Annotated in this window: 19 protein-coding genes; 11 read left to right on the forward strand and 8 right to left on the reverse strand. The window is 63.6% G+C overall.

Going from position 1 to position 20,432, the window contains the following annotated elements; all coding sequences use genetic code 11:
* Positions 1-8 precede the first annotated feature (8 nt).
* The gene (locus OCK01_RS25975) at positions 9-926 is read right to left on the reverse strand and encodes a tagatose-bisphosphate aldolase (protein WP_263826491.1); all 918 of its coding nucleotides are present in this window, start codon (positions 924-926) and stop codon (positions 9-11) included.
* A gap of 258 nt (positions 927-1,184) precedes the next feature.
* On the opposite strand from OCK01_RS25975, the gene OCK01_RS25980 reads away from it, so the two are divergent.
* The 5 genes from OCK01_RS25980 (at position 1,185) to OCK01_RS26000 (ending at position 6,076) form a co-directional block, all read left to right on the forward strand.
* On the forward strand, positions 1,185-2,102 hold the full coding sequence (locus OCK01_RS25980; RefSeq protein ID WP_263826492.1) for a sugar-binding transcriptional regulator: 918 nt from the start codon (positions 1,185-1,187) through the stop codon (positions 2,100-2,102).
* A gap of 140 nt (positions 2,103-2,242) precedes the next feature.
* The gene (locus OCK01_RS25985; RefSeq protein WP_263826493.1) at positions 2,243-3,232 is read left to right on the forward strand and encodes an ABC transporter substrate-binding protein; all 990 of its coding nucleotides are present in this window, start codon (positions 2,243-2,245) and stop codon (positions 3,230-3,232) included.
* Positions 3,233-3,347: 115 nt separating this feature from the next.
* On the forward strand, positions 3,348-4,412 hold the full coding sequence (locus tag OCK01_RS25990) for an ABC transporter permease subunit (protein WP_263826494.1): 1,065 nt from the start codon (positions 3,348-3,350) through the stop codon (positions 4,410-4,412).
* Positions 4,405-5,151: an ATP-binding cassette domain-containing protein gene (locus OCK01_RS25995; protein ID WP_263826495.1), complete on the forward strand. Its 747-nt coding sequence runs from the start codon at positions 4,405-4,407 to the stop codon at positions 5,149-5,151. Before OCK01_RS25990 ends, OCK01_RS25995 begins: the two co-directional genes overlap by 8 nt.
* Positions 5,152-5,287: 136 nt before the next feature.
* Positions 5,288-6,076: a DeoR/GlpR family DNA-binding transcription regulator gene (locus tag OCK01_RS26000; RefSeq protein WP_263826496.1), complete on the forward strand. Its 789-nt coding sequence runs from the start codon at positions 5,288-5,290 to the stop codon at positions 6,074-6,076.
* A gap of 2 nt (positions 6,077-6,078) precedes the next feature.
* Here the strand turns inward: OCK01_RS26000 and OCK01_RS26005 are convergent, their stop codons facing one another.
* The 6 genes from OCK01_RS26005 to OCK01_RS26030 all read right to left on the reverse strand — a co-directional run bounded on the left by OCK01_RS26005 (position 6,079) and on the right by OCK01_RS26030 (position 11,088).
* On the reverse strand, positions 6,079-6,780 hold the full coding sequence (locus tag OCK01_RS26005; RefSeq protein ID WP_263826497.1) for a ribulose-phosphate 3-epimerase: 702 nt from the start codon (positions 6,778-6,780) through the stop codon (positions 6,079-6,081).
* Positions 6,777-7,598 (reverse strand): alpha/beta hydrolase, encoded by an 822-nt coding sequence (locus tag OCK01_RS26010; protein ID WP_318530263.1) that lies wholly within the window; start codon positions 7,596-7,598, stop codon positions 6,777-6,779. Before OCK01_RS26010 ends, OCK01_RS26005 begins: the two co-directional genes overlap by 4 nt.
* Positions 7,595-8,416 (reverse strand): sugar phosphate isomerase/epimerase family protein, encoded by an 822-nt coding sequence (locus tag OCK01_RS26015; protein WP_263826498.1) that lies wholly within the window; start codon positions 8,414-8,416, stop codon positions 7,595-7,597. The genes OCK01_RS26010 and OCK01_RS26015 overlap by 4 nt, the downstream gene beginning before the upstream one ends.
* Positions 8,416-9,489, reverse strand: coding sequence for a Gfo/Idh/MocA family protein (locus tag OCK01_RS26020; protein WP_263826499.1), 1,074 nt, complete (start codon positions 9,487-9,489; stop codon positions 8,416-8,418). Before OCK01_RS26020 ends, OCK01_RS26015 begins: the two co-directional genes overlap by 1 nt.
* 94 nt (positions 9,490-9,583) lie before the next feature.
* Positions 9,584-10,366: an SDR family NAD(P)-dependent oxidoreductase gene (locus OCK01_RS26025; protein ID WP_263826500.1), complete on the reverse strand. Its 783-nt coding sequence runs from the start codon at positions 10,364-10,366 to the stop codon at positions 9,584-9,586.
* Between the two features lie 2 nt (positions 10,367-10,368).
* On the reverse strand, positions 10,369-11,088 hold the full coding sequence (locus OCK01_RS26030) for a FadR/GntR family transcriptional regulator (protein ID WP_263826501.1): 720 nt from the start codon (positions 11,086-11,088) through the stop codon (positions 10,369-10,371).
* Positions 11,089-11,210: 122 nt separating this feature from the next.
* Between OCK01_RS26030 and uxuA the strand changes: the two genes are divergently transcribed.
* The 3 genes from uxuA to OCK01_RS26045 all read left to right on the forward strand — a co-directional run bounded on the left by uxuA (position 11,211) and on the right by OCK01_RS26045 (position 15,303).
* Positions 11,211-12,392 (forward strand): mannonate dehydratase, encoded by a 1,182-nt coding sequence (uxuA, locus tag OCK01_RS26035; RefSeq protein WP_263826502.1) that lies wholly within the window; start codon positions 11,211-11,213, stop codon positions 12,390-12,392.
* A gap of 153 nt (positions 12,393-12,545) precedes the next feature.
* Complete coding sequence (locus OCK01_RS26040) at positions 12,546-13,574, forward strand: agmatine/peptidylarginine deiminase (RefSeq protein ID WP_263826503.1); 1,029 nt, start codon at positions 12,546-12,548, stop codon at positions 13,572-13,574.
* Between the two features lie 4 nt (positions 13,575-13,578).
* Complete coding sequence (locus OCK01_RS26045; protein WP_263826504.1) at positions 13,579-15,303, forward strand: amidase; 1,725 nt, start codon at positions 13,579-13,581, stop codon at positions 15,301-15,303.
* On the opposite strand, the gene OCK01_RS26050 is transcribed toward OCK01_RS26045, so the two are convergent.
* Positions 15,304-15,945 carry a TetR/AcrR family transcriptional regulator gene (locus tag OCK01_RS26050; RefSeq protein ID WP_263826505.1) on the reverse strand — a complete coding sequence of 214 codons (642 nt, stop codon included), beginning with the start codon at positions 15,943-15,945 and terminating at the stop codon, positions 15,304-15,306. It abuts the gene before it with no gap.
* A gap of 170 nt (positions 15,946-16,115) precedes the next feature.
* Here OCK01_RS26050 and OCK01_RS26055 point away from each other — a divergent pair, with 170 nt between their 5' ends.
* The 3 genes from OCK01_RS26055 to OCK01_RS26065 are packed head-to-tail and all read left to right on the forward strand — an operon-like array spanning position 16,116 to position 20,364.
* Positions 16,116-18,230, forward strand: coding sequence for an FAD-dependent oxidoreductase (locus tag OCK01_RS26055; RefSeq protein WP_263826506.1), 2,115 nt, complete (start codon positions 16,116-16,118; stop codon positions 18,228-18,230).
* On the forward strand, positions 18,230-19,495 hold the full coding sequence (locus OCK01_RS26060) for an MFS transporter (protein ID WP_263826507.1): 1,266 nt from the start codon (positions 18,230-18,232) through the stop codon (positions 19,493-19,495). Before OCK01_RS26055 ends, OCK01_RS26060 begins: the two co-directional genes overlap by 1 nt.
* The gene (locus OCK01_RS26065; RefSeq protein WP_263826508.1) at positions 19,492-20,364 is read left to right on the forward strand and encodes a CocE/NonD family hydrolase; all 873 of its coding nucleotides are present in this window, start codon (positions 19,492-19,494) and stop codon (positions 20,362-20,364) included. Before OCK01_RS26060 ends, OCK01_RS26065 begins: the two co-directional genes overlap by 4 nt.
* Positions 20,365-20,432: the final 68 nt, after the last annotated feature.

Here is a 20,432-nt window from a genome sequence, read left to right on the forward strand (position 1 = left end):
GGCCTCCGTCACGCCGCCTGGCGGCGCTGGGTCTTGGCGTAGCGATCGATGATCGCTTGGATCTCGCGCAGGCGCGGAACAGCGATTTCCTGCAGGCGGGATTTGGTGACCGTGCGATCCAGCGAAATGCAGTCCTTCCACAGGGAACGGCCCGCGATCACGCCGGAAGCGCCATGCTTCATCGCGCTTTCCACCTGCACCAGGAAGGTCGAATGATCTACGCCGGCCGACAACACCGCCCAGGGCGTGTCGCCGCAGAGCTCGGAGACGGCGGCGCAGGCGTCATCCGACCCCGGATAGGGAATCTTCAGCACCTTGGCGCCGAGGTCGAGGCTCATCCGGCAGCCGTCGAGAATGAGCTGCGGGAAAATCGCCTCATAGGCTTCCTTGCTTTCGTCTTCGAGCCGATAGGTCAGGAATTCGACGACGAGGAACAGTTCTTCACGCGCGAAATCGTCGATGCAATCCTTCAGGATTTCGAGATTGCGGGTGTTGGCCTCGGGCTTGTCAGAACGGAGATAAACCATGATCTTGCCGCCGGTGCCGCCGAGTTCGCGGACCTTGCGGGCATTGACGCCGTCGCAGAGCTTGGAGATGCGGTAACCCTCGGGCGACACGTCCCAACCGGACGCGTCCAGGCCGATCAAAAGCGCGGTGTTGCGCGGCAGGACCCAATTGTCGACGAGATGCGGAACGGCGCAGACCGGGTCGACCAGCACGCAGCCGGCTTCCGATGCGAGGTAACGCGTAATGTCAGCCTTGGTGTCGCCGAGCACCTCGTTGGCGATTTTCGCTTGCGCTTCGGGATCATCCGCCAGCAATTGTCGCATGCCGCCGCGCTGGTCGCACGCAATCACCATCATCGCGCCATTGTCGTCACAGATCTGCTGGTAGCCGCGCAATTCGGCCGTAGTCATCATGCCCATCGTTTCTCTCCCATGGCGGGTCCAGGCCCGCAATTTCAGCATTTCAGATCGAACACCCCCGGAAAACCACAGGCAACAGAACGCCCTTGGCGGAAATGCGCTGAATTCCGGCCCTCATTGCTGATAACAGCGTCGTTTCAAGCGTTGCTAAACTGATGGTTTTCGGCGATAACTCCTCCAGCAATCGTGTAACACGTTTCTGAAAGGAATTGCAAGCTGCCTCCCCAACCCGCTCAGGAAACGGCGGCGACCCGCGCCATGCTGCATATGGTGGCCAAGCTGCATTATGTCTCCGACATGTCGCAGATCGATATTGCGCGGAAACTCGGCATGTCCACGGCCACGGTCTCCCGCATGTTGCAAAAGGCCCGGGCCGTCGGCATCGTCAGGATCGAGGTGCTCGATCTCGTCTCGCCCGAAGAGATTACCGCTGAACTGATTGCGGCTCTGGGCCTGAAGGCGGCGGCGGTGATCGATACGCCGCAAAGCGGCGTGCTCGGCGCGCTGGCCCAACCGCTGGGCGGCCTTCTCAAGGCGGCCGGTCTCGGCGAAGGCGCGGTGATCGGTCTGGGGTGGGGACGGGCAGTGCGCGAGGTGGTGCTGGCGGGACTGCCGCCGCTCGGCGATGCTCAAGTCGTCCCCTTGAACGGCGGCATGCAACAGGCGGCGCCGCATTTTCAAATCAATGAATTCGTCCGCTCGGCTGCCGAGCAGATCGGCGGCCAGCCGAGATTTCTGCACGCGCCCTATCTTTCCTCGCTCGAACTCCGCGACGCATTTCTATCGGACGCCTCGGTGCGAGAGACCATCGCGCTCTGGGACCGGCTCGATTGCGCCATAGTCGGCGTCGGCCTGACGCATGCGCCGCAACCAACCGAGGCCAGCGCCGCCACCGCCAGCGAGAAGGCGCTGATCAATGCCGCCGGCGATGTGATCCGTCATTACGTGGCGGTCGACGGCAGATTGCTGCCCTGGGATGGCGAGGAGAGGATGATCGCAGCGAGCCCGCAACAACTGCGCCAGACCCCACTCTCGATCGGCGTCGTCGCCTCACCGGAGAAGGCGGCAGGCGTTGTCGGCGCTGTGAGATCCGGCATGGTCAACGCCGTGGTGACGGACACGACCACCGCGCAGGCGGTCATCGACCTCATCAGCGCAGAGCGCTCTCCAGATTAACGCAAAAAAACGCAAGAAATATCTTTCAGGAAAATATTTCACTTGACGCCAGCTCTGAACGAGCGTGAATATGGGCCATGCACGATCCCGAGGAGGAGTGGATCGGGCTATCCCAACACGCACATCTCGAGGAGGAGACTATGGAGCGTCGTTCATTTTTCAAGGCGGCCGGTGCGCTCGCAATGGCGAGCGCGGTCGCGCTTTCGGCAGGAAGCGCTGGCGCGCAGGACAAAAAATTCACTATCGCCCTCATTCCGGGCCTGACCACGGACGCCTTCTACATCACCATGCGCAAGGGCGCGGAAGCCGCCGCCAAGGCGGTCGGAGCCGAACTCGTGTTCCAGGGCGCGTCGGATTTCAACCCGGTCACCCAGGTTCCGGTGCTCGACGCCGTGATCGCCAAGAAGCCTGACGCGATCCTGATTGCGCCGACCGACAAGACGCAGCTCGTGCAGCCGCTCAAGAAGGCCGCCGACGCCGGCATTCCCGTGATCACCGTCGACACCTTCATCGGCACCGGCCAGTATCAGACGGGCGCCGGCGACGCCGATTTCCCGATCTCCTATGTGGCGTCCGACAACGTGCTCGGCGGGGCAATCGCCGCCCGCGCTTTGGCCGCGGCGATCGGCGACAAGGGCAAGGTCTATGTGTCCAACGTCAAGCCGGGCATCTCGACCACCGACCAGCGCGAGGAAGGCTTCAAGGCCGAAATGGCCAAGCATCCCGACATTACAGTCCTGGAAACCCAGTTCAACGACAACGACGCCAACAAGGCCGCGTCCCAGCTGCAGGCCGTCTATGCCCGCAATCCCGATCTTTCGGGCGTGTTCGGCGCCAACCTGTTCTCCGCCCTCGGCGCCGCCAACGGCGTTCAGCAGGCCGGCCAGATGGGTAAAGTCCGCGTCGTGGCCTTCGACGCGCCCGGCAGCATCGTCGACAACATCAACGGCGGCCTCGTCGACATGGCGATCGCCCAGCATCCGGCTGAAATCGGTTATTTCGGCGTCATGGCCGCCTATGCGCATCTGACCGGCAATTCCGTGCCGACCGCGATCGGCACCGGCTTTACCGTGATCGACAAGTCCAACCTGTCCGATCCGAACGTCGCCAAGTTCATCTACTCGGAATAACTTTTACTCCCTGAGCCTCGGCGCCCACGCTTTGCGTTGGGCGCCGCTTTTCCTCGTTTGACGCGTCGGGGCGATGTTGTTCGCCCGGTCGCCGGGACTGAACCCGGGAAAACCAATGACGGATATTGCAACCATGACGACCGAGGCCGAAAAACACGTCGCGCCGCAGGCCGACCACGCCGAAGCCGGCAAGACGCTGCTGCAGCGCATCGCCCAACTGAGGGCCTGGCTTTTTCTGGCCGCTCTCATCATCATTTTCGAAATCTGGTCCCGCGTCTCGTTTGGCGGCACCTTCGCCTTTTCCTCGTTCAACTGGCAGTCCGTGGCGATCTTCGCCGTGGCGCCGCTGCTGATTGCGGTGGGGCAGACTTTTGTCATCATTTCCGGCGGCATCGACCTGTCGACCGGCTTCATCATGGGCCTGGCGGCCGTCGTCGCCGCGCATTTGACCAATATCGCCGGTGTCTACATGCCGCTGCCGTTCGCCATGCTGTTCGGCATCCTCGCGTCTATTCTCGCGGCCGCCGTGCCGGGCGTGGTCAACGGCTTGCTGATTTCCCGACTCAAGATCCCGCCCTTCATCGGCACGCTCGGCATGTTCGGCGTCGCCCGCGGCGCGGCCTTTCTTCTCGCCGGCGGCACCACCGTGCCTGTCAGCAATTCCTGGTTCGCCGCATTGGGCAATGGCCGTCTGTTCGGCGTGCCCTATCTGGTCATCGTCACCGCGATCTTCGTCTTGGCCATGCACTACGTGCTTAGCCAGACGCGCTTCGGCCAGCACAATTACGCCATCGGGGCCAACGCTCAGGCCGCGCGCCGGGCTGGCATCGACATCAAGGCGCATATCCTCAAGCTCTATGTCCTCTCGGCCATGTGCGCAGGCTTGGGCGGCGCGCTTTATGCGGCGCGCTTCACCGCCGGCGCAGCGCAGGCCGGCGAACCGCTGCTGCTCGATTCCGTCGCCGCCGTGGTCATCGGCGGCGCGTCGCTGTTCGGCGGCTCGGGCTCGATCATCGGCACGGTTGCCGGCGCTCTCGTCATCGCCGTGATCCAATACGGCCTCGTCTTCATCGATGTCGAACCGTTCTGGCAGTTCATCGCCGTCGGCGTCGTCATCATCATTTCCGTGCTGATCGACCAGGCCCAGCGCCGGTTCAGCGGAGGCAAGCAGGATGAATAGTCAAACGCCGCTTCTCGAAGTCCGCAATCTCTCCCGTCATTTCGGCGCGGTCCGGGCGCTCGAAGGTTGCTCCATGGTGGTCCGCCCCGGCGAAGTCGTGGCGCTGGCCGGCGACAACGGCGCAGGCAAGACCACGATGATCAAGGCGCTCTCCGGTGTCTATCCGCCGACATCGGGTGAAATCCTGATCGAAGGCGAAGAGGTGAAGTTCGGCTCGCCGCAGGAGGCGCGCGCGCTCGGCATCGAGACGATCTATCAGGATCTGGCGCTCGCCGACAATCTCACCATCGGCGCCAATATCTTTCTCGGCCGCGAACCGATGCGCAAGTTGTTCGGCTTCCTGCCGGCGCTCGACCGCAAGAAGATGGCCGAGGCCGCCCGCGACACGATGGCCAAGCTGGATTTCCACGTCAAACGGCTGGACGCCCCGGTGAGCAACTTCTCTGGCGGTCAGCGTCAGGCTGTGGCCATCGGCCGCGCCGTCTACTGGAACGCCAAGATCCTGATCATGGACGAGCCGACCGCAGCGCTCGGCGTGCCGGAACAGCGCAAGGTGATCTCGCTGATCAAGGCGCTGAAGGCGCAAGGTAAGGGCGTGATCTTCATCTCGCATAACCTGCAGGACATTTTCGCCGTCTCGGACCGTATCGTGGTGCTGCGCCGCGGGGTCGTCGCCGGCGAAAGGCAGATCGCCGATACGACGCATGACGAGATCGTCAAGCTGATGATCGGCGGCTGATCGTCCCGCGCTTCGATATCGGAGGCTCCGTCTTTAGTGTCGGGTCCTCCTTAAGCCTTGGCAAAGGCGACCAGCCCTTGATATGAGGCGAAAAGCGCGGGAGCGACGGCATCCCGCGTATTCAAGGGGAATAGATATGCAGAAAGAGACGGCGGCCAGCGCCGCGCTGCCGGCGGTGCGGCAGAACCGCCTCATCGATCTTCTCAGGCAGCATGGGCAACTGACCGTCAACGAATTGATGGAACAGCTTGCCGTTTCTCGCGACACGGTCCGGCGGGATCTCGATCAGCTCGAACAACGTGGACTTCTGCTGCGCACCCATGGCGGCGCCGTGTTCAACGATGCGCTGGTGCGCGTCGACACCACGCTGGGCAGCCGCATGGACGCCTATACCGCCGCCAAGCAGCGGATCGCCAAGAAGGCGGCCTCGCTCATCCGCAATGGCGAGACGCTCATCGTCAATGGCGGCTCATCCACCTGCTATTTCGCCGCCGCGCTCGGCGAACGACGTGATCTCACATTGATCACCAACAATCTCCGCATTCCGCCTGTGGCGCCTGACAATGCCGTCAGGGCGCTGCATATTCTCGGCGGCGTCTATTGGCCGGTGTCGCAGGTGACGATCGGCGCAGTCGGCTTTCCCGAAGTCTCCGGCATCAGCGCCGACACGGCCGTGATCGGCGCCACCGGCCTATCGGTCGCCGGCGTCACCATGGGGCGGCTCGACGAGGCGTCGGAGACGGCGGCGATGATCAAGATCGCCAGCCGCGCCATCGCGCTGATCGACCATTCGAAATTCGGCGTCACCGCCTTCGCCAAGATCGCGACCTTCGCGCAGATCGGCGTGGTGATCACCGATGAATGGCCGCCCGAGCCGATCGCCCAGGCGATGAAGAAGGCCGGAACCCAGCTGATTGTCGCTTGACCTCAAAGGGACCGCAGCCAAGCCATGCGCGCCGGCAGATCAGGATCGTTGAAGGCAAGCGAGCCCATCACCACCGTCTGCGCTCCCGCCTGGCGGAGAAGCGGAACCGTCGTCTCGCGAATGCCGCCGTCCGCCGCCAGAACCGCATTGTCGCGGCCGGAGGCAGCGATGAGCGCGCCGGCTTCCTGGAGCCGGGGGCAGGCGGTTTCCGACAAGCCTTGGCCCTTGACGCCGACGGCCGTGCCGAGCAGCGTGACGAAATCCAGCCTCGACACGTAAGGCGCCAGCGCCGACACCGGCGTTTCCAACCGTAACACAAGCCCCGCTTTCACACCCAATTCCGCGATCAGATCCAGCCCTGCGCTGGTGACGTCGCCGGTCTCGGGATGAAAGGAAATCAGGTCGGCGCCGGCTTCGGCAAACTGACGGATCTGGCTGAGCAGGATGTCGCCCTCGATCATCAGATGCACATGGATCGGCTTGGCCGTGACTTTGCGGATGCGGGCGATCTGGTCGGGAAACATCAGGAAGGACGGGGCGAAACGGCCGTCTGCAGCGTCGGCGTGATAGAGATCGACGAACTCATCGACCCTGAGTATATCGGCTTCGAGATTGGCGAGGTCGGCCGACCACAGCGAATATTCCGCCATCAGGCGCGCGCGCGGCAAAATGTCGAACCAGTCGGACTTAGGCTTCAGGCTCATGATCGGGAATCCCTGGATGTCATTCGGAAGAAAGCGGATAGCGCGCCCTTGAGTTCGGCGGCATAGGCCGTGCGGTCCACGGCTTTCGGCGTGATTTCGGCGCAGACCGCGCCGGGGATAAGCGAGGCGAGTTTTCGCGCGTAATCGAGCGGGTGGACGACGTCGACCCCGTGCCCGACCGTCAATGTCGGGACGCGAATGGCGGCAAGATCGTCTTCCGTCACCCCCGGGCCATCAAGCGCGATGTCCAGCAGGAGAGCGGCGAGTTGATCCGGTTCTGGATGGGCGAAGAAACCGAGCAGCGAGGCGAGATTGTCGGGCGCGTGCTCCGCCAGATAAAGCCCGATCGGGGAGGCGGCGAAACTGTCGCGCCCCTCCGCGCCATGCGCCCGGAGATGATGGGCGACCGCCACGAATGGCTGCATATTGGTGGGCGCGGCAGCCGTCAGCCAGGCGGGGCGCACCAGCGCGAGCGCGTCGATGCGATCGGGAAAACGGCAGGCGATGTTGAGCGCGACGGCGGCGCCCATGGAAACGCCGCCTATCGAAAACCGTTCGAGGCCGAGACTGTCCGCCGTGGCGATGACGTCATCGGCAAAGCGGGCGATGGAATAGCGCCCTTTGGGATCAAAGGGGCTGAGCCCATGGCCTCGGCATTCCACCGTGACGCGCCGGCACGGCAAATCGCCGGGAAAGCTGTCGGCGATCTGGTTTCTGTCGCCGCCCAGACCATGTTGAAAGACGATAGGCGCGCCCGAGCCGATATCCACGACATGGAGCGACGGCGTCGAGACCAGCGTCAGTTTTTCCGCCATCATACAGCCAGCCTCCGGAGAAAGTCTGAAACTTCAGGCGCTTCCGCAGCCGACAATCCATGCGTCACCACTGGACCATCAAAGCCGGCTGCCTTCAAGCGGCGAAACATATCCGGGAAATCCACGACGCCGCGACCGGCGGTGACGAAATCGCCATCGGCGTCGCGATCCTTGGCATGCGCCATGGCGATGCGGGGACCGAGCGCGTCGATCGCGGCAGCCACGATCGCGCGGGCTTCTTCCACGCTCGCCATTTCGAACAGATTGGCGGGGTCCAGCACGATTTTCAGCCTGTCAGAGGGCACGGCGGCGAAAAGCCGTGCGGCGTCATGGGCGTCGCGGATGACATTGGCCCGTTCCGGCTCGATGCCGAGGCAAACGCCATGCGCTTCTCCAAGCGTTGCGGCGCGGCCCATCTCCTTGATGAGATCCCGCCAGGCCTCTTCCGTCTGATTGTCCGGATGATGCCGCCATTGATCGTCGGCGTCGCGCGTGCCGGTGCACAAAGTCACCAAGGGAATGCCGAGATCGGCTGCCGCGCGGATAGCGACGCCGAGCCTGACGAGACCCTCGGCGCGAAGGGCCTTATCGGGATGGATCATGTTGTAGGTCGCAGACAATGCCGAAATCTCGACGCCGGACGTTTCGCGCGCCACCGAGATATCCTCGAGCACGGCCTCGTCGAGACTGTCCGGCATCGGGGGCAGGCCGCAACAGGCGAAATTGAACTGCACGCAGTCATAGCCCGCAGCCTTGGCGGCCGCGAGCACAGGGCCGGGCCGCTCGCCCGCAAATGTCTTGGCGAAAATGCCGATCCTCATCAGACGGCTCCCCTGATGTCTGCGACAAAGACTTTGTCGCCGCTCTCGGCCGAGCGGGCGATGGCCGCCATGGCCTTCACGCTCGCCAGTCCATCGGCGATATCGGCGCCCTGCATCGGCGCCCCGTCGAGAATGACGCGGGCAAAACCTTCGAGCTGCCGGCGATAGAAGTGGCCATCCGCGCCGAGCGGGCGATGATAAGTCGCGTCGCGCTCGTCGAAGATCTCGACTTCGGAAGACCGGTAATACCAGGGATTGAAGGTCTTGGCGGTGACGCTGCCGTTCTGGCCGTAGAGCTGAAAGCCCTCGTGCCAATCCATTCGCACCGCCACCGTCAGGTCGAGATGCCCCAGAGACCCATCGGCAAATTCCGTCTCGACGAACCAGGAATAGGCGCCGAACCGTTCGAGCAGTCGCGCCCGGACCCAAGTGATCTCGCCGCAGAGATAGCGGGCGAGATCGACCAGATGGCAGCCATGCGCCAGCATGTAGTAGCGCTTGAGATCGGCCTTGGGATTCTCCTTCGGCTTGAGCGCCGCCTTGCTGAGAACAGGCAGAGGCTGAACCGCATCGGTCATCGTGTAGCGATGCGTGCTGTCGCAATACCAGGCCTTCAGCGCCAGGCGCTCGCCCATATCCCTGTCGATGAAACGCTTCGCCGCCTCGATGCCGGGGTCGAAGCGCTTCATATGGCCGATCTGCAGCACTTTACCGGTTCGCTCCACCACCGCCTGAAGCGTCTCGACCTCCTCAACGGAAAGGCCGATCGGCTTTTCGCAGAGCACATGCTTGCCGGCTTCCAGAGCCTTGATCGAGGCGGGCACATGGAATGCGTCCGATGTGGCGATGATCACCGCCTCGAGCTCGGGATCGGCGAGCATCTCGTCATAATCGAGATAGATCTTGTCGGGCTCGTAAGTCGCGCCCATGCGGCGGGCGAGGTCTTCGGCGGCGTCGCAGATTGCGTAGAGACGGCAATTGGCGGCCTTCACGGCGGATTCGAAATGCGCGAACTGGGCGATCGGGCCGCAGCCCAACACGCCGACCCGCAACTGCCGGCTGTCTTTCTTCACGGTTTCCTCCCAAAAATCCGTCGAGAAAGAAATGCGCTCTTCTGCCGAATGTCAAGAGATATGAGCAGATAAACGCATAAATGCTGAATTCAAATCAAGCGACCCCGAGGCCTGCGAGCAGCCCGCCGTCGATCCGATAATCCGCTCCGGTGATGAAACCGGACTTCTCCGACGCCAAAAAACAGACGATGCGCGCCACCTCTTCCGGCTCGCCGATGCGGCCGATCGGATGCGCCGCGCCGAAGCGGCGGAAGACATCCTCGACATCGGCGTCGTCGCCATCGAAGGTGCGGGCCGCGAGTTCCAGAATAGGCGTGCGGACGGAGCCCGGGCTGATGGAGTTCACCCGCACATTGGCTTTGGCGTGATCGAGCGCCATGGCGCGGGTGAGGGCGTGAATCGCGCCTTTGGTGGCGACATAGGCGGCGACATTCTTCTGGCAGGCATGCCCCTGCACCGAGGCGATGTTCAGGATCGCGCCGCCGCCGTTCTTTTCCATCAGGGGTATTCCGTATTTGCCGGTCAGCTGGATCGAGCCGACATTGACGGCATAGGCGCGCAGAAAGGTCTCATGCTCGGTCGTGACGACCGTGCCATAGGGGTGCACCGCCGCCGAATTGACGATGACGTCGAGACCACCATGCTCGCATCCAAGCGCCTCGAAGGCCGCAGCCACCTGATGTTCATCGGCGACATCGGCCTGCCGCACGGCAAGGGGCAGCGCCTCGCCAGCGGCGATCTCGGCCAGTTCTGCGTTCGCCTTGGGGTCGATGCCGAGCGCAATCACCGTGGCGCCCTGTTTCGCCAGCGCGATCGCCGATGCTCTGCCGATGCCGGACGTGCCGGTCACCACGGCGATTTTTCCCGAGAACTCCACGCTTACTCCTCCCTGTCCGCCGTAGGGCGCACAAAACGCATGCCGTAATCCAGATGCCGGCTCAGCAGATAGGCATAGGCGATACGGTCTTTTGCTCTCAAAGCTTCGACGATCGCTTGATGATCCCGCCAGGTCTCCTCGTTGACGAACCGCGTCTCCTTGCCGAGCCGCATGAGCTCAAGCATGGTTTGCCGCTGGTGGCGATAGCTCGCAAGCAACACCGCATTGCCGGCCAGCGCCACCAGTTTCTCGTGAAAGGCATAGTCGGCTTCCGCCGCTTCGGCCACTGTAGCGCTGTCCAGTATGTTTAGATTGGCGACGTCCAGGTCAGCGAGCTGCGCCTCCGTCAGCGTCGGCAGCGCCGCCTCTCCGGCGCCGGTCTCGACGATCTTGCGAAAGCCCTGCACCTCACGAAAAGACGCCGGCGAGATCGCGTGATGCAGAGTAAGAAGCGACGACATCGCGTCCGAATGGCGGTTGGCAAGAACTGCGCCAGCCTTGGGCTTGATGTCCACGATCCCATAGGCGCGCAGATATTGCAGCGCTTCGCGGACCGTGTTGCGGCTCGCGCTGAATTGCTGCGCGAGGTCGCGCTCGGTCGGCAAGGCATCGCCGAAAGACAGTCGCCGTTCGGCGATCATCTCCTGAATCCGCTCCACCAGCCTCGAAACGGCCGAGCCGCCGGGCTTGCGAGCGCCGCTCTCCGCTGGCTCGATCTGCATCCTGTCCTCCCGTCTCAATTGTTGGACCAAGATCAGCCAATCGTCAACATGGCGCCCTCAGAATCATCATATTGATCTCGCCAACATTCTGTGGTCCAACAATACGGCAAGGGAGGATGATGATGCAGGAATGTTTTCGCTGGTATGGGCCCAATGACCCCGTCACGCTCGACCATATCAAACAGGCCGGCGCCACCGGCGTCGTCTCGGCGCTGCATCACATCTATGACGGCTCGACCTGGCCTGAAGATGAGATCCTCACCTATAAACGGCGGATCGAGGCCGAGGGGCTCGAATGGTCGGTGGTCGAAAGCATTCCGGTCCACAATTCGATCAAGATTGGCGGCCCCGAGCGCAGCGCCTATATCGGCCGTTACAAAGATACGATCAGGACGCTGGCGAAGGCCGGCATCCGCACGATCTGCTACAATTTCATGCCGATGGTCGACTGGACGCGTACGGATCTGATGTATCGCATGCCCTCGTCAGGTTATGCGCTCCGCTTCGACGCCATCGATTTCGCCGCCTACGACCTGTTCATCCTAGCGAGACAGGCTGCAGAGGCAGACTACTCCCCCGCACGCATCGCCGAAGCGCAGGCTCGGTTCGAGACCATGGACGAAGCGACCCAGGCGCGCATCGAGAAAAACCTGATCGCCGGCCTGCCGGCCACCGAGCGCGTCTATGATCGCCCGGCCTTCCGCGCCGCCCTTGCCGATTACGCTGGCATCGACGCCGAGACGCTGCGCGGCAACCTCCATCATTTCCTGCGCGAAATCGTCCCGGTCGCGGCCGAATGCGGCGCGCGGCTCTGCATCCATCCCGACGATCCGCCATTTTCTCTGTTCGGCCTGCCGCGCGTGGTCTCGACGGCCGAAGACGCCCGCTCGATCCTCAACGCCGTGGATCAGCCAGAAAACGGCCTGACTTTCTGCACCGGCTCCTATGGCGCCAGAGCCGACAACGATCTCGTCGCCATGGTCGAGGAATTCGGACCCCGCATTCACTTCACCCATCTGCGCAATGTGCGGATCGAGCCCGACGGCTCCTTCCATGAATCCGATCATCTCGACGGTTCCGGCGACATGGTCGGCGTGATCGTGGCGCTGATGAAGGAGGAGAAGAGGCGCAAGGAGGAGGGGCGGCAGGATTGGCGCATTCCGCTCCGCCCCGATCACGGCCATCTGCTTGCCGACGACATCGGCAAGGCGCGGGTCAATCCGGGTTATTCGCTCATCGGTCGCCTGAAAGGCCTGGCCGAGATACGCGGAGTCATGCGGGCGGTGGAGCGGTTGGCGGCCTGACGTCGTGGCAGCGTTCGGAACATATGGACGAGCTTCCGCAAATAATGCGAGAAAGCGCCTGGAACGCGTGAACTGCCAGACGCTGCCTCGATCAGGCGGGCTCGTTCACGAATTGGCCTGTTTCGACTTGGGATTTCGACGATGACTTGGCGCATGCCTTCAGAGACCGCCCGCCACGACCGCACCTGGATGGCTTTTCCGCGCGCCGGCGCGACGCTCGGCGAAGGCGAGGCATGGAGGGAGACAGGTTACGCCGCCTGGACCGCCGTCGCTCACGCCATCGCCGAGTTCGAACCCGTCGCCATGGTGGTCGATCCGTCCGAGCTCGACCGCGCCCGCCGCATGCTGGGCAGCCATATCGAAATCGTCGAAGCGCCGCTCGACGAATTCTGGATGCGCGATTTCGGTCCGACTTTCGTCCTCGACGACGAGAGGCCCGGCGCACTCGGCGCCGTCGACTGGATCTTCAACGGCTGGGGCGACCATGAATGGTCCGAATGGAAAAAGTCGGCTGACATAGCGCGCTTGATCGCCGCCCATACCGGCGCGGAACTGATCTCCAGCGTGCTGGTCAACGAAGGCGGCGGCATTCACGTCGATGGCGAGGGCACGGTTCTCGTCACCGACACCGTGCAACTCGATCCGCGCCGCAACCCCTATGCCGACCGCGCCCGCGTCGAGGCCGAACTCGCCCGCACGATCGGAGCCACCAAGGCGATCTGGCTGCCGCGCGGCCTGACGCGCGACTACGAGAACTTTGGCACCAGCGGCCATGTCGACATCGTCGCCACGATCGCCTCGCCCGGGGTTCTGCTTCTGCACAATCAGTCCAATCCGGAGCATCCCGACCATCAGGTCATGCGCGATCTCCGCGCTCTGCTGACCGAAGCCACCGACGCGGCCGGTCGGCGCTTCACCATTCTCGATCTCGATGCGCCCGCACAAATCCGCGACGAGGACGGTTTCGTCGATTTCAGCTATGTCAATCACCTCGCCGTGAATGGCGGCGTGATCGCCTGCGGCTTCGGCGACGAGAAGGCGGACGCCGCCGCCGCAGACGTCCTGCAACAGGCCTATCCCGGGCGAGAGATCGTGACGGTCGATTCCCGCGCCATCTTCGCCCGCGGCGGCGGCATTCACTGCATCACCCAGCAGCAGCCCGCCGTCACAGCCGGGATGTGACACGATGAGCCGCTTCGACGTCGTCGAAAAATCGATCGCCCAACTGCGCGCGGCCCTGGAGGCGCGGGAGGTGACGAGCGTCGAACTCGTCGAGGCCTATCTGGCCCGCATCGAGGCCTATGACGCGCCTGGAACGGCCACGGCGCTCAATTCAATGGTGGTGATGAACCCGGACGCGATCGAGGAAGCGCAAGCCTCTGACGCGCGTCGCAAAATGGGCGAGGTTCTGTCGCCGCTCGACGGCATTCCCTATACCGCCAAGGACAGCTTTCTGGTACGCGGGCTGACGGCCGCCGCCGGCAGCCCCGCTTTCGAGCATCTGATCGCCCGGCGCGACGCGTTCACCATCGAGCGACTGCGCGGCGCAGGCGCCATTTGCATCGGCCTCACCAATATGCCGCCGATGGCGAATGGCGGCATGCAGCGCGGCGTCTATGGACGCGCTGAAAGCCCCTACAATCCCGAATGGCTCACCAGCGCCTTCGGCTCGGGATCGTCCAACGGCTCCGGCACGGCGACGTCGGCGTCGTTCGCGGCCTTCGGCCTCGGCGAGGAAACCTGGTCGAGCGGTCGGGCGCCGGCCTCCTACAATGCGCTCTGCGCCTATACGCCTTCGCGCGGCGTCATTTCCGTCCGCGGCAACTGGCCTTTGGTGCCGACGATGGACGTCGTCGCGCCGCATACCCGAACCATGGCCGACATGCTCGAACTGCTGGACGTCATCGTCGCCGACGACCCGCAGACGCGCGGCGATTTCTGGCGAGCCCAGCCCTGGATCGGCCTGCCCGCCGCCTCGTCCCTACGGCCGACAGCCTATCCAGCGCTTGCGCCTAGGGATCAAAATGCGGCGCAGCAGGCGCTGGCAGGCAGACGTTTCGGCGTGCCGCGCATGTATGTCAACGAAGATCCGGAAGCCGGGTCGAATCCTGAAGGCGGCATCGGCGGCTCGACGGGCAAGCCGATCGAAACGCGAGCCTCGATCATCGAGCTCTGGCGCCTGGCGAGGCGCGATCTCGAAGCCGCCGGCGCGGAGGTCATCCTCGTCGATTTTCCCGCCGTGACGAACTATGAGTCGGATCGTCCGGGGGCGCCGTCGATCGCCACGCGTGGCCTCGTCGACCCCGACTTCCTGCATTACGAAATCCATGACCTCTCCGCCTGGGGCTGGGAGGATTTCCTGCAGGCCAACGGCGATCCCGCGCTGAACAGTCTCGCGGATGTCGACGGCGCCAAAATCTTCCCGCGCCCGCCCGGCGCGCTTGCCGATCGCTATACCGGCTTCTCCGATGATATCTCGCAATATCCGGCGCTCGCCCGGGCGCGTCCCTATCGCTCGCTCGAGGAAATCCCTGCGCTCGAGGCAGGCCTGCGAGGTCTCGAGGAGACAAGGCGCCAGGATCTGGAGCTGTGGATGGACGGGCTCGGTCTGGACGCAGTGTTGTTCCCCGCAGTCGCCGATATCGGCCACGCCGACATGGATGTGAATCCGGTCCATGCCGATCTTGGATGGCGCAACGGCGTCTGGGTCGCAAACGGCAATCTCGCCATTCGCCATCTGGGCATCCCGACAGTCACCGTGCCGATGGGAACGATGGCCGATACGGGCATGCCGGTCGGCCTGACATTCGCCGGACGCGCTTATGACGACACCAATTTGCTGGCGCTGGCGGCCGCCTTCGAGAAGACCGGCGCGCGGAGGACGAAACCACCGCGGACGCCCGCGCTCTAGTCATGCATGGGCGCCGCGGCGCAGGCCTTCGATCCAATTGTTGCAGAGACGGACGCCTTCTTCCGGGCGAAAGGCGTCCGGGTTGAGGCACCATGCCAGCCAAAGCCCGTCCATCAGCGCGGTGAAGGATACGGCTGCGAGGCGGAGATCAGCTACCGCAAACCCTTCTTCGCGGGAGAGATCGCCGAGCAAGCCTTGGACTGTGCCGACATAGTCGCCGTATTCCTGCCGTTGCGATGCGCTCATGCGCGGCGAATGCAGGATCAGGCTCCAGAACACCACCCAGACGCCGAGCACGTCGCGATCCATCATGATCGGCGAGAAAGAGGCGGCGATGAAGGCGTCGAGCCGCGCTTTCGGCGTGGGCTCAGCTTCCTCCACCGCCTTGACGATCGATTGCAGGATGCCTTCGGACATGATGTCGAAGGCATAGGCGACAAGTTCGTTGATCTCGCCGAAGTGATGGGTAATCAGCCCCTGCGTGACGCCCGCCTCGGCCGCGATCTGCCGTACGGACACGCCGGCATTGCCATGTTTGACGATGCAGCGCAGCGCCGCTTCGCCCAATTGCCGGCGGCGCTCCTCCGGCGCCTCGCGGCGAAAGCGGGCGCGCGTCTTCGGTCCTGTCTTGGCAGTCGTCACAATTGAAAATCCCTTCGCGCGTCAATCTAGCCTGTTCCTGATCGTCCATCAACATTATATTTTTATTAGTGTTTTTCTTCTTGTTATAAGATCGTATAATTTTTCTTGACATCAGAAACGACGCTTCTATCCTGACCCCAAGATCGGCAAAGCCGGCAAAGGGGAACTGCATGAATGTGATGACGAAACCGCAGTCGCGGTATGACGTCCTGTTCGAGCCTGTCCGGATCGGCCCGGTCACCGCGCCCAATCGCTTCTATCAGGTGCCGCACGCCTCGGGCATGACCAATGCGCTTCCTCGAGTGCGCGCCGGCTTCCGTGAAATGAAGGCCGAGGGCGGCTGGGGGGTGATCTGCACCGGCGCCTGCTCCATCGACATCTCCTCCGACGACGCGCCCCTGCCGATGGCGACGATGTGGGACGACAACGACATCCGGGCGCATGCGCTGATGACGGACGCCGTGCATCGCCATGGCGCGCTGGCTGGCGTCGAACTCTGGCATGGCGGCGCTTCGGTGATGAACCGGTCGAGCCGCATCGCGCCGCTGTCGCCCTCGGGCATTCCCTGGATGGCCACCCATGTCGGTTTCATGGGCAATCTGCGCCCCCGCGCCATGGACAGACAAGATATCCGCGACGTGCTGCGCTGGCAGGCGGAAGGCGCCCGCAAGGCGCGGCAAGCCGGCTTCGACATCGTCTATGTCTATGCCGGCATGGGCTATCTCGGTTATGAATTCCTGCTGCCTGAATATAATCACCGCATCGACGAATATGGCGGTTCGATCGAAAACCGCGTCCGCTTCGTGCGCGAACTGGTCGAAGTCACCAAAGACGCGGTCGGCAAGGATTGCGGCGTGGCGCTGAGGATTTCGCTCGAGGAATTGCGCAGCCGTCCCGGCCGGCATCTGCCGTCTGAAGCCCATGAGGTGATTTCGCTGCTGGCGGAGACGCCCGATCTCTTCGACGTCAAGATGGATTCGAGCCCGACCGACTGTTCCGCCTCCCGCTTCACCGGCGAGGGCAGCCATGAGCCGGTGATCGATTTCGTCAAGACCCTGACGAAAAAGCCTGTCGTCGGCGTCGGACGCTTCACCTCGCCGGATACGATGGTGAGCCAGATCAGGCGCGGCGTGCTCGATTTTATCGGCGGCGCGCGTCCCTCGATCGCCGACCCTTTCCTGCCCGCCAAGATCCGCGACGGCCGGGTGGACGAGATCCGCGAATGCATCGGCTGCAATATCTGCATTTCCAGCTGGCATGACGGCGTGCCGGTGCGCTGTACGCAAAACCCGACCGCCGGCGAGGAATGGCGGCGCGGCTGGCATCCGGAAAATCCCGGCAAGGCGGAATGGCGCGAAAAAGTGCTGGTGATCGGCGGCGGTCCCGCCGGGCTCGAAGCGGCATTGACGCTCGGCCGGCGCGGCCATGAGGTGACGCTTGCCGAAGCCAGCTCCAGCTTCGGCGGCCGGCTGGTGTTTGAACGCAGCCTTCCCGGTCTTTCGGCCTGGAACCGGGTGGTGGATTACCGCTTGGGCCGCTTGCGGGAAATGCCCAATGTCGAGCTCTATCTCGAAAGCCGGCTGGGGGCCGACGACATCGCCGATTTCGCCCCCGATCACGTCGCTGTCGCCACCGGCGCGCGCTGGAGCAATTTCACCTATTCCTCGATGGAAATCCCGGTTGGCCGCCTCGAGCATCCCCATGTCTTCACGCCCGACGATATCGCCGCAGGGCGACTGCCCGAGGGCCCGACGCTGGTGTTCGATTTCGACAATTATTACATGGGCGGCGTCATCACCGAACATCTGGCCGGGCTAGGCGTCAGTGTCTCCTACGCCACGCCGGCCGGTCAGGCCTCGGCCTGGACGATCATGACCAACGAACTGCCGCTGGTGCATCGCGCGCTCAGCCGCCGCGCCGTGCCGGTCACCACGCTGGTCACCGTGTCGGATTTCGATGGCGAAGCGGCGACGCTCACCCATATCTTCACCGGCGAGACGGAAAAGCGGCCCTGCCGCAATCTGGTGATAACCGGGCTGCGACTGCCTAAGGACGAACTTTTCCATGAGTTGATCGCCCGGCGAGACATGTTGCGTGACGCGGGCGTCAAGACCATCGAACGGATCGGCGATGCGCTCGCCCCCGGCGCCATTGCGCATGCCGTCCATAGCGGACATCTCTATGCGCATGAGATGGGGCAGGGCGCCCGGGGCTTCCGCCGCGATGCGCCGATCGTCGAATTCGAACCGGCCTTCACCTCGCGCGCCGGACTGGCGGAGGCGTGATGACCATCACCGCTCCCACTCTCTCGCCCTGGTCTGTCGCATCGCCGCTTGCCGGCGGGGCGCTGCATGCGGTGGGGTCGGGCCTGTTTCACACGCTACTGCCCCTGCGGCTGGTGGCGGACGGGCAGGGGGCGGACGCTGTCGGTCTTGTGGTGGGCGCGGAAGGCGCAGGCTTCATTCTGGGCTGTATCGGCTCTGTGAGGCTCATCCGCTCGGTCGGTGAAGTCAGAGCCTATGCCGCGCTTTCGGCCATCTCGGCGACACTGATCCTCTGCCTGGGTCTCGATCCGCATCTGGCGCTGTTCATGGCGATCCAGGCGGTGATCGGCTTTGCCAATGCCGGTCAGGCGGTGGTGATCGAAAGCTGGATCAACGCCATGGTCTCCAATGTTTATCGCGGCCGGGTGCTGACGCTCTATGTGCTGGTGCTCGGCCTGTTCTACGGTCTGGGCCAGTTGCTCGCGACCAATCTCGATCCCGCCGGCCATCCGATGCTGATGATCGCTGCCGGCTTCTATGTCATTGCGCTTGCGCCGGTGACCGCCATCTGGGTCGGCGAACCGCAACTGCATGTGCCGGTCGGCGTGAGGCTGTTCCGCACTTTTGCGATTTCGCCGATCGGCGCTCTGGCCTGCCTGATGACCGGGCTCATCTCCTCGACTTTCGCCTCGATCGGGCCGCTTTACGGGCTGCAGATGAATTTCAGCCAGAAGACCATCGTCTTGCTGATGGCGGCGACGCAGCTGGGCGCTCTGTTCCTGCAGTTCCCGCTCGGCTATCTCTCGGACCGGGTGGACAGGCGCGCGATGATGCTGTGGCTATCGCTTTCGCTCGCGCTGGTCTGCGGCGTCTTCCTGCTGATGCGGGCGGATTCGCCCTTCTGGCTCTATCTCATCCTGTTTTCGCTGTTCGGCGGCATTTCCGAGATCTTCTATCCCCTCGGCGTGGCCCATGCCAATGACAAGGCTGATCCCGCCGATTTCGTCATGCTGTCGTCCAATCTCCTGCTGATCTGGGCCTTTGGCGGCGCGGTGGGTCCGGCGATCGTCACGGCAGGCGTCGGCTCGTTCGGGGCGGATCTGTTCTTCTGGTACGGCATCGGGCTGTCGGCGCTGTTTGCGGGCTATGCGCTGTTCCGGCTCTACCGCCAGCCGCCCGCCCGCAAGCGCGAGCATTTCGTCGCCTATCCCCAGACTTCGCCGATGGTCTATGAATGGACGCCGCATGATCAGGCCTCCGACAGTGACGGAAAGGCTGGGCCATGAGCCGGATCGTCGAGAGCTTCCCGCGCAAAATCACAACGCTCGATCCGGTGTTCATCGCCATGTCCGACGGCGTCAGGCTCGCCGCCACCATCTGGCTGCCTGAAGACGCCGAGGCCGACCGCGTGCCGGCCATCCTTGAACTCATTCCCTACCGGCGCCGCGACGGCACGGTGTTCCGCGACATGAAGATGCATCCTTATGTGGCCGGCCACGGCTTCGCCTGCGTCCGCGTCGATATCAGGGGATCGGGGGATTCCGAAGGCGTGCTGGCCGACGAATATACCGAACGCGAACAGCGGGACGCAGAAGACATCATCGCCTGGCTCGCCGCGCAAAGCTGGTGCACGGGCGCTGTCGGCATGACCGGCATTTCCTGGGGCGGCTTCAACGCGCTTCAAGTGGCGGCCCGGCGCCCGCCGGCGTTGAAGGCGGTGATCGCGCTCTGTTGTTCGGATGACCGGTATGCCGACGACGTCCACTATTTCGGCGGCAATCTGCTGACCGAGGACGGCATGTGGTCGAGTTTCATGCTGGGCATGAATGCGCTGCCGCCGGACCCGCAAATCGTTGGCGCGCGCTGGCGGGACATGTGGCGCGAGCGGTTAGAGGCCATATCCTGCTGGTCGGAAATCTGGCTCCGTCATCAGCGCCGCGACGCCTATTGGAAATTCGGCTCGGTCGCAGAGGATTTCTCCGCCATCGACATTCCCGTCTATGCGATCAGCGGCTGGGACGACACCTATTTCAACGCCGTGCCCCGGCTGATGCAGGGCCTGAAGGGACCGAGGAAAGGACTGATCGGCCCCTGGAGCCATGCCTATCCCTTTCTCGGCGCGCCCGGTCCCGCGATCCACTATCTTAGAGTCTGACTCGAAAAGCCTTCAACGATATCCATACCTTGCAAGCCGTCTGGTGATCAGGCGGATGTGGGCGATCA

It is taken from the genome of Rhizobium sp. TRM95796, assembly GCF_025779995.1.
Lineage (GTDB): Bacteria > Pseudomonadota > Alphaproteobacteria > Rhizobiales > Rhizobiaceae > Rhizobium_E.

Coding starts and splice junctions, on each gene's coding strand:
- OCK01_RS25975 (WP_263826491.1), bottom strand. CDS start 926: ATGGGCATGATGACTACGGCCGAATTGCGCGGCTACCAGCAGATCTGT.
- OCK01_RS25995 (WP_263826495.1), top strand. CDS start 4,405: ATGAATAGTCAAACGCCGCTTCTCGAAGTCCGCAATCTCTCCCGTCAT.
- OCK01_RS26055 (WP_263826506.1), top strand. CDS start 16,116: ATGAATGTGATGACGAAACCGCAGTCGCGGTATGACGTCCTGTTCGAG.
- OCK01_RS26045 (WP_263826504.1), top strand. CDS start 13,579: ATGAGCCGCTTCGACGTCGTCGAAAAATCGATCGCCCAACTGCGCGCG.
- uxuA (WP_263826502.1), top strand. CDS start 11,211: ATGCAGGAATGTTTTCGCTGGTATGGGCCCAATGACCCCGTCACGCTC.
- OCK01_RS26000 (WP_263826496.1), top strand. CDS start 5,288: ATGCAGAAAGAGACGGCGGCCAGCGCCGCGCTGCCGGCGGTGCGGCAG.
- OCK01_RS25980 (WP_263826492.1), top strand. CDS start 1,185: ATGCTGCATATGGTGGCCAAGCTGCATTATGTCTCCGACATGTCGCAG.
- OCK01_RS26030 (WP_263826501.1), bottom strand. CDS start 11,088: ATGCAGATCGAGCCAGCGGAGAGCGGCGCTCGCAAGCCCGGCGGCTCG.
- OCK01_RS26065 (WP_263826508.1), top strand. CDS start 19,492: ATGAGCCGGATCGTCGAGAGCTTCCCGCGCAAAATCACAACGCTCGAT.
- OCK01_RS26015 (WP_263826498.1), bottom strand. CDS start 8,416: ATGAGGATCGGCATTTTCGCCAAGACATTTGCGGGCGAGCGGCCCGGC.
- OCK01_RS25985 (WP_263826493.1), top strand. CDS start 2,243: ATGGAGCGTCGTTCATTTTTCAAGGCGGCCGGTGCGCTCGCAATGGCG.
- OCK01_RS26040 (WP_263826503.1), top strand. CDS start 12,546: ATGCCTTCAGAGACCGCCCGCCACGACCGCACCTGGATGGCTTTTCCG.
- OCK01_RS26010 (WP_318530263.1), bottom strand. CDS start 7,598: ATGATGGCGGAAAAACTGACGCTGGTCTCGACGCCGTCGCTCCATGTC.
- OCK01_RS25990 (WP_263826494.1), top strand. CDS start 3,348: ATGACGGATATTGCAACCATGACGACCGAGGCCGAAAAACACGTCGCG.
- OCK01_RS26060 (WP_263826507.1), top strand. CDS start 18,230: ATGACCATCACCGCTCCCACTCTCTCGCCCTGGTCTGTCGCATCGCCG.
- OCK01_RS26005 (WP_263826497.1), bottom strand. CDS start 6,780: ATGAGCCTGAAGCCTAAGTCCGACTGGTTCGACATTTTGCCGCGCGCG.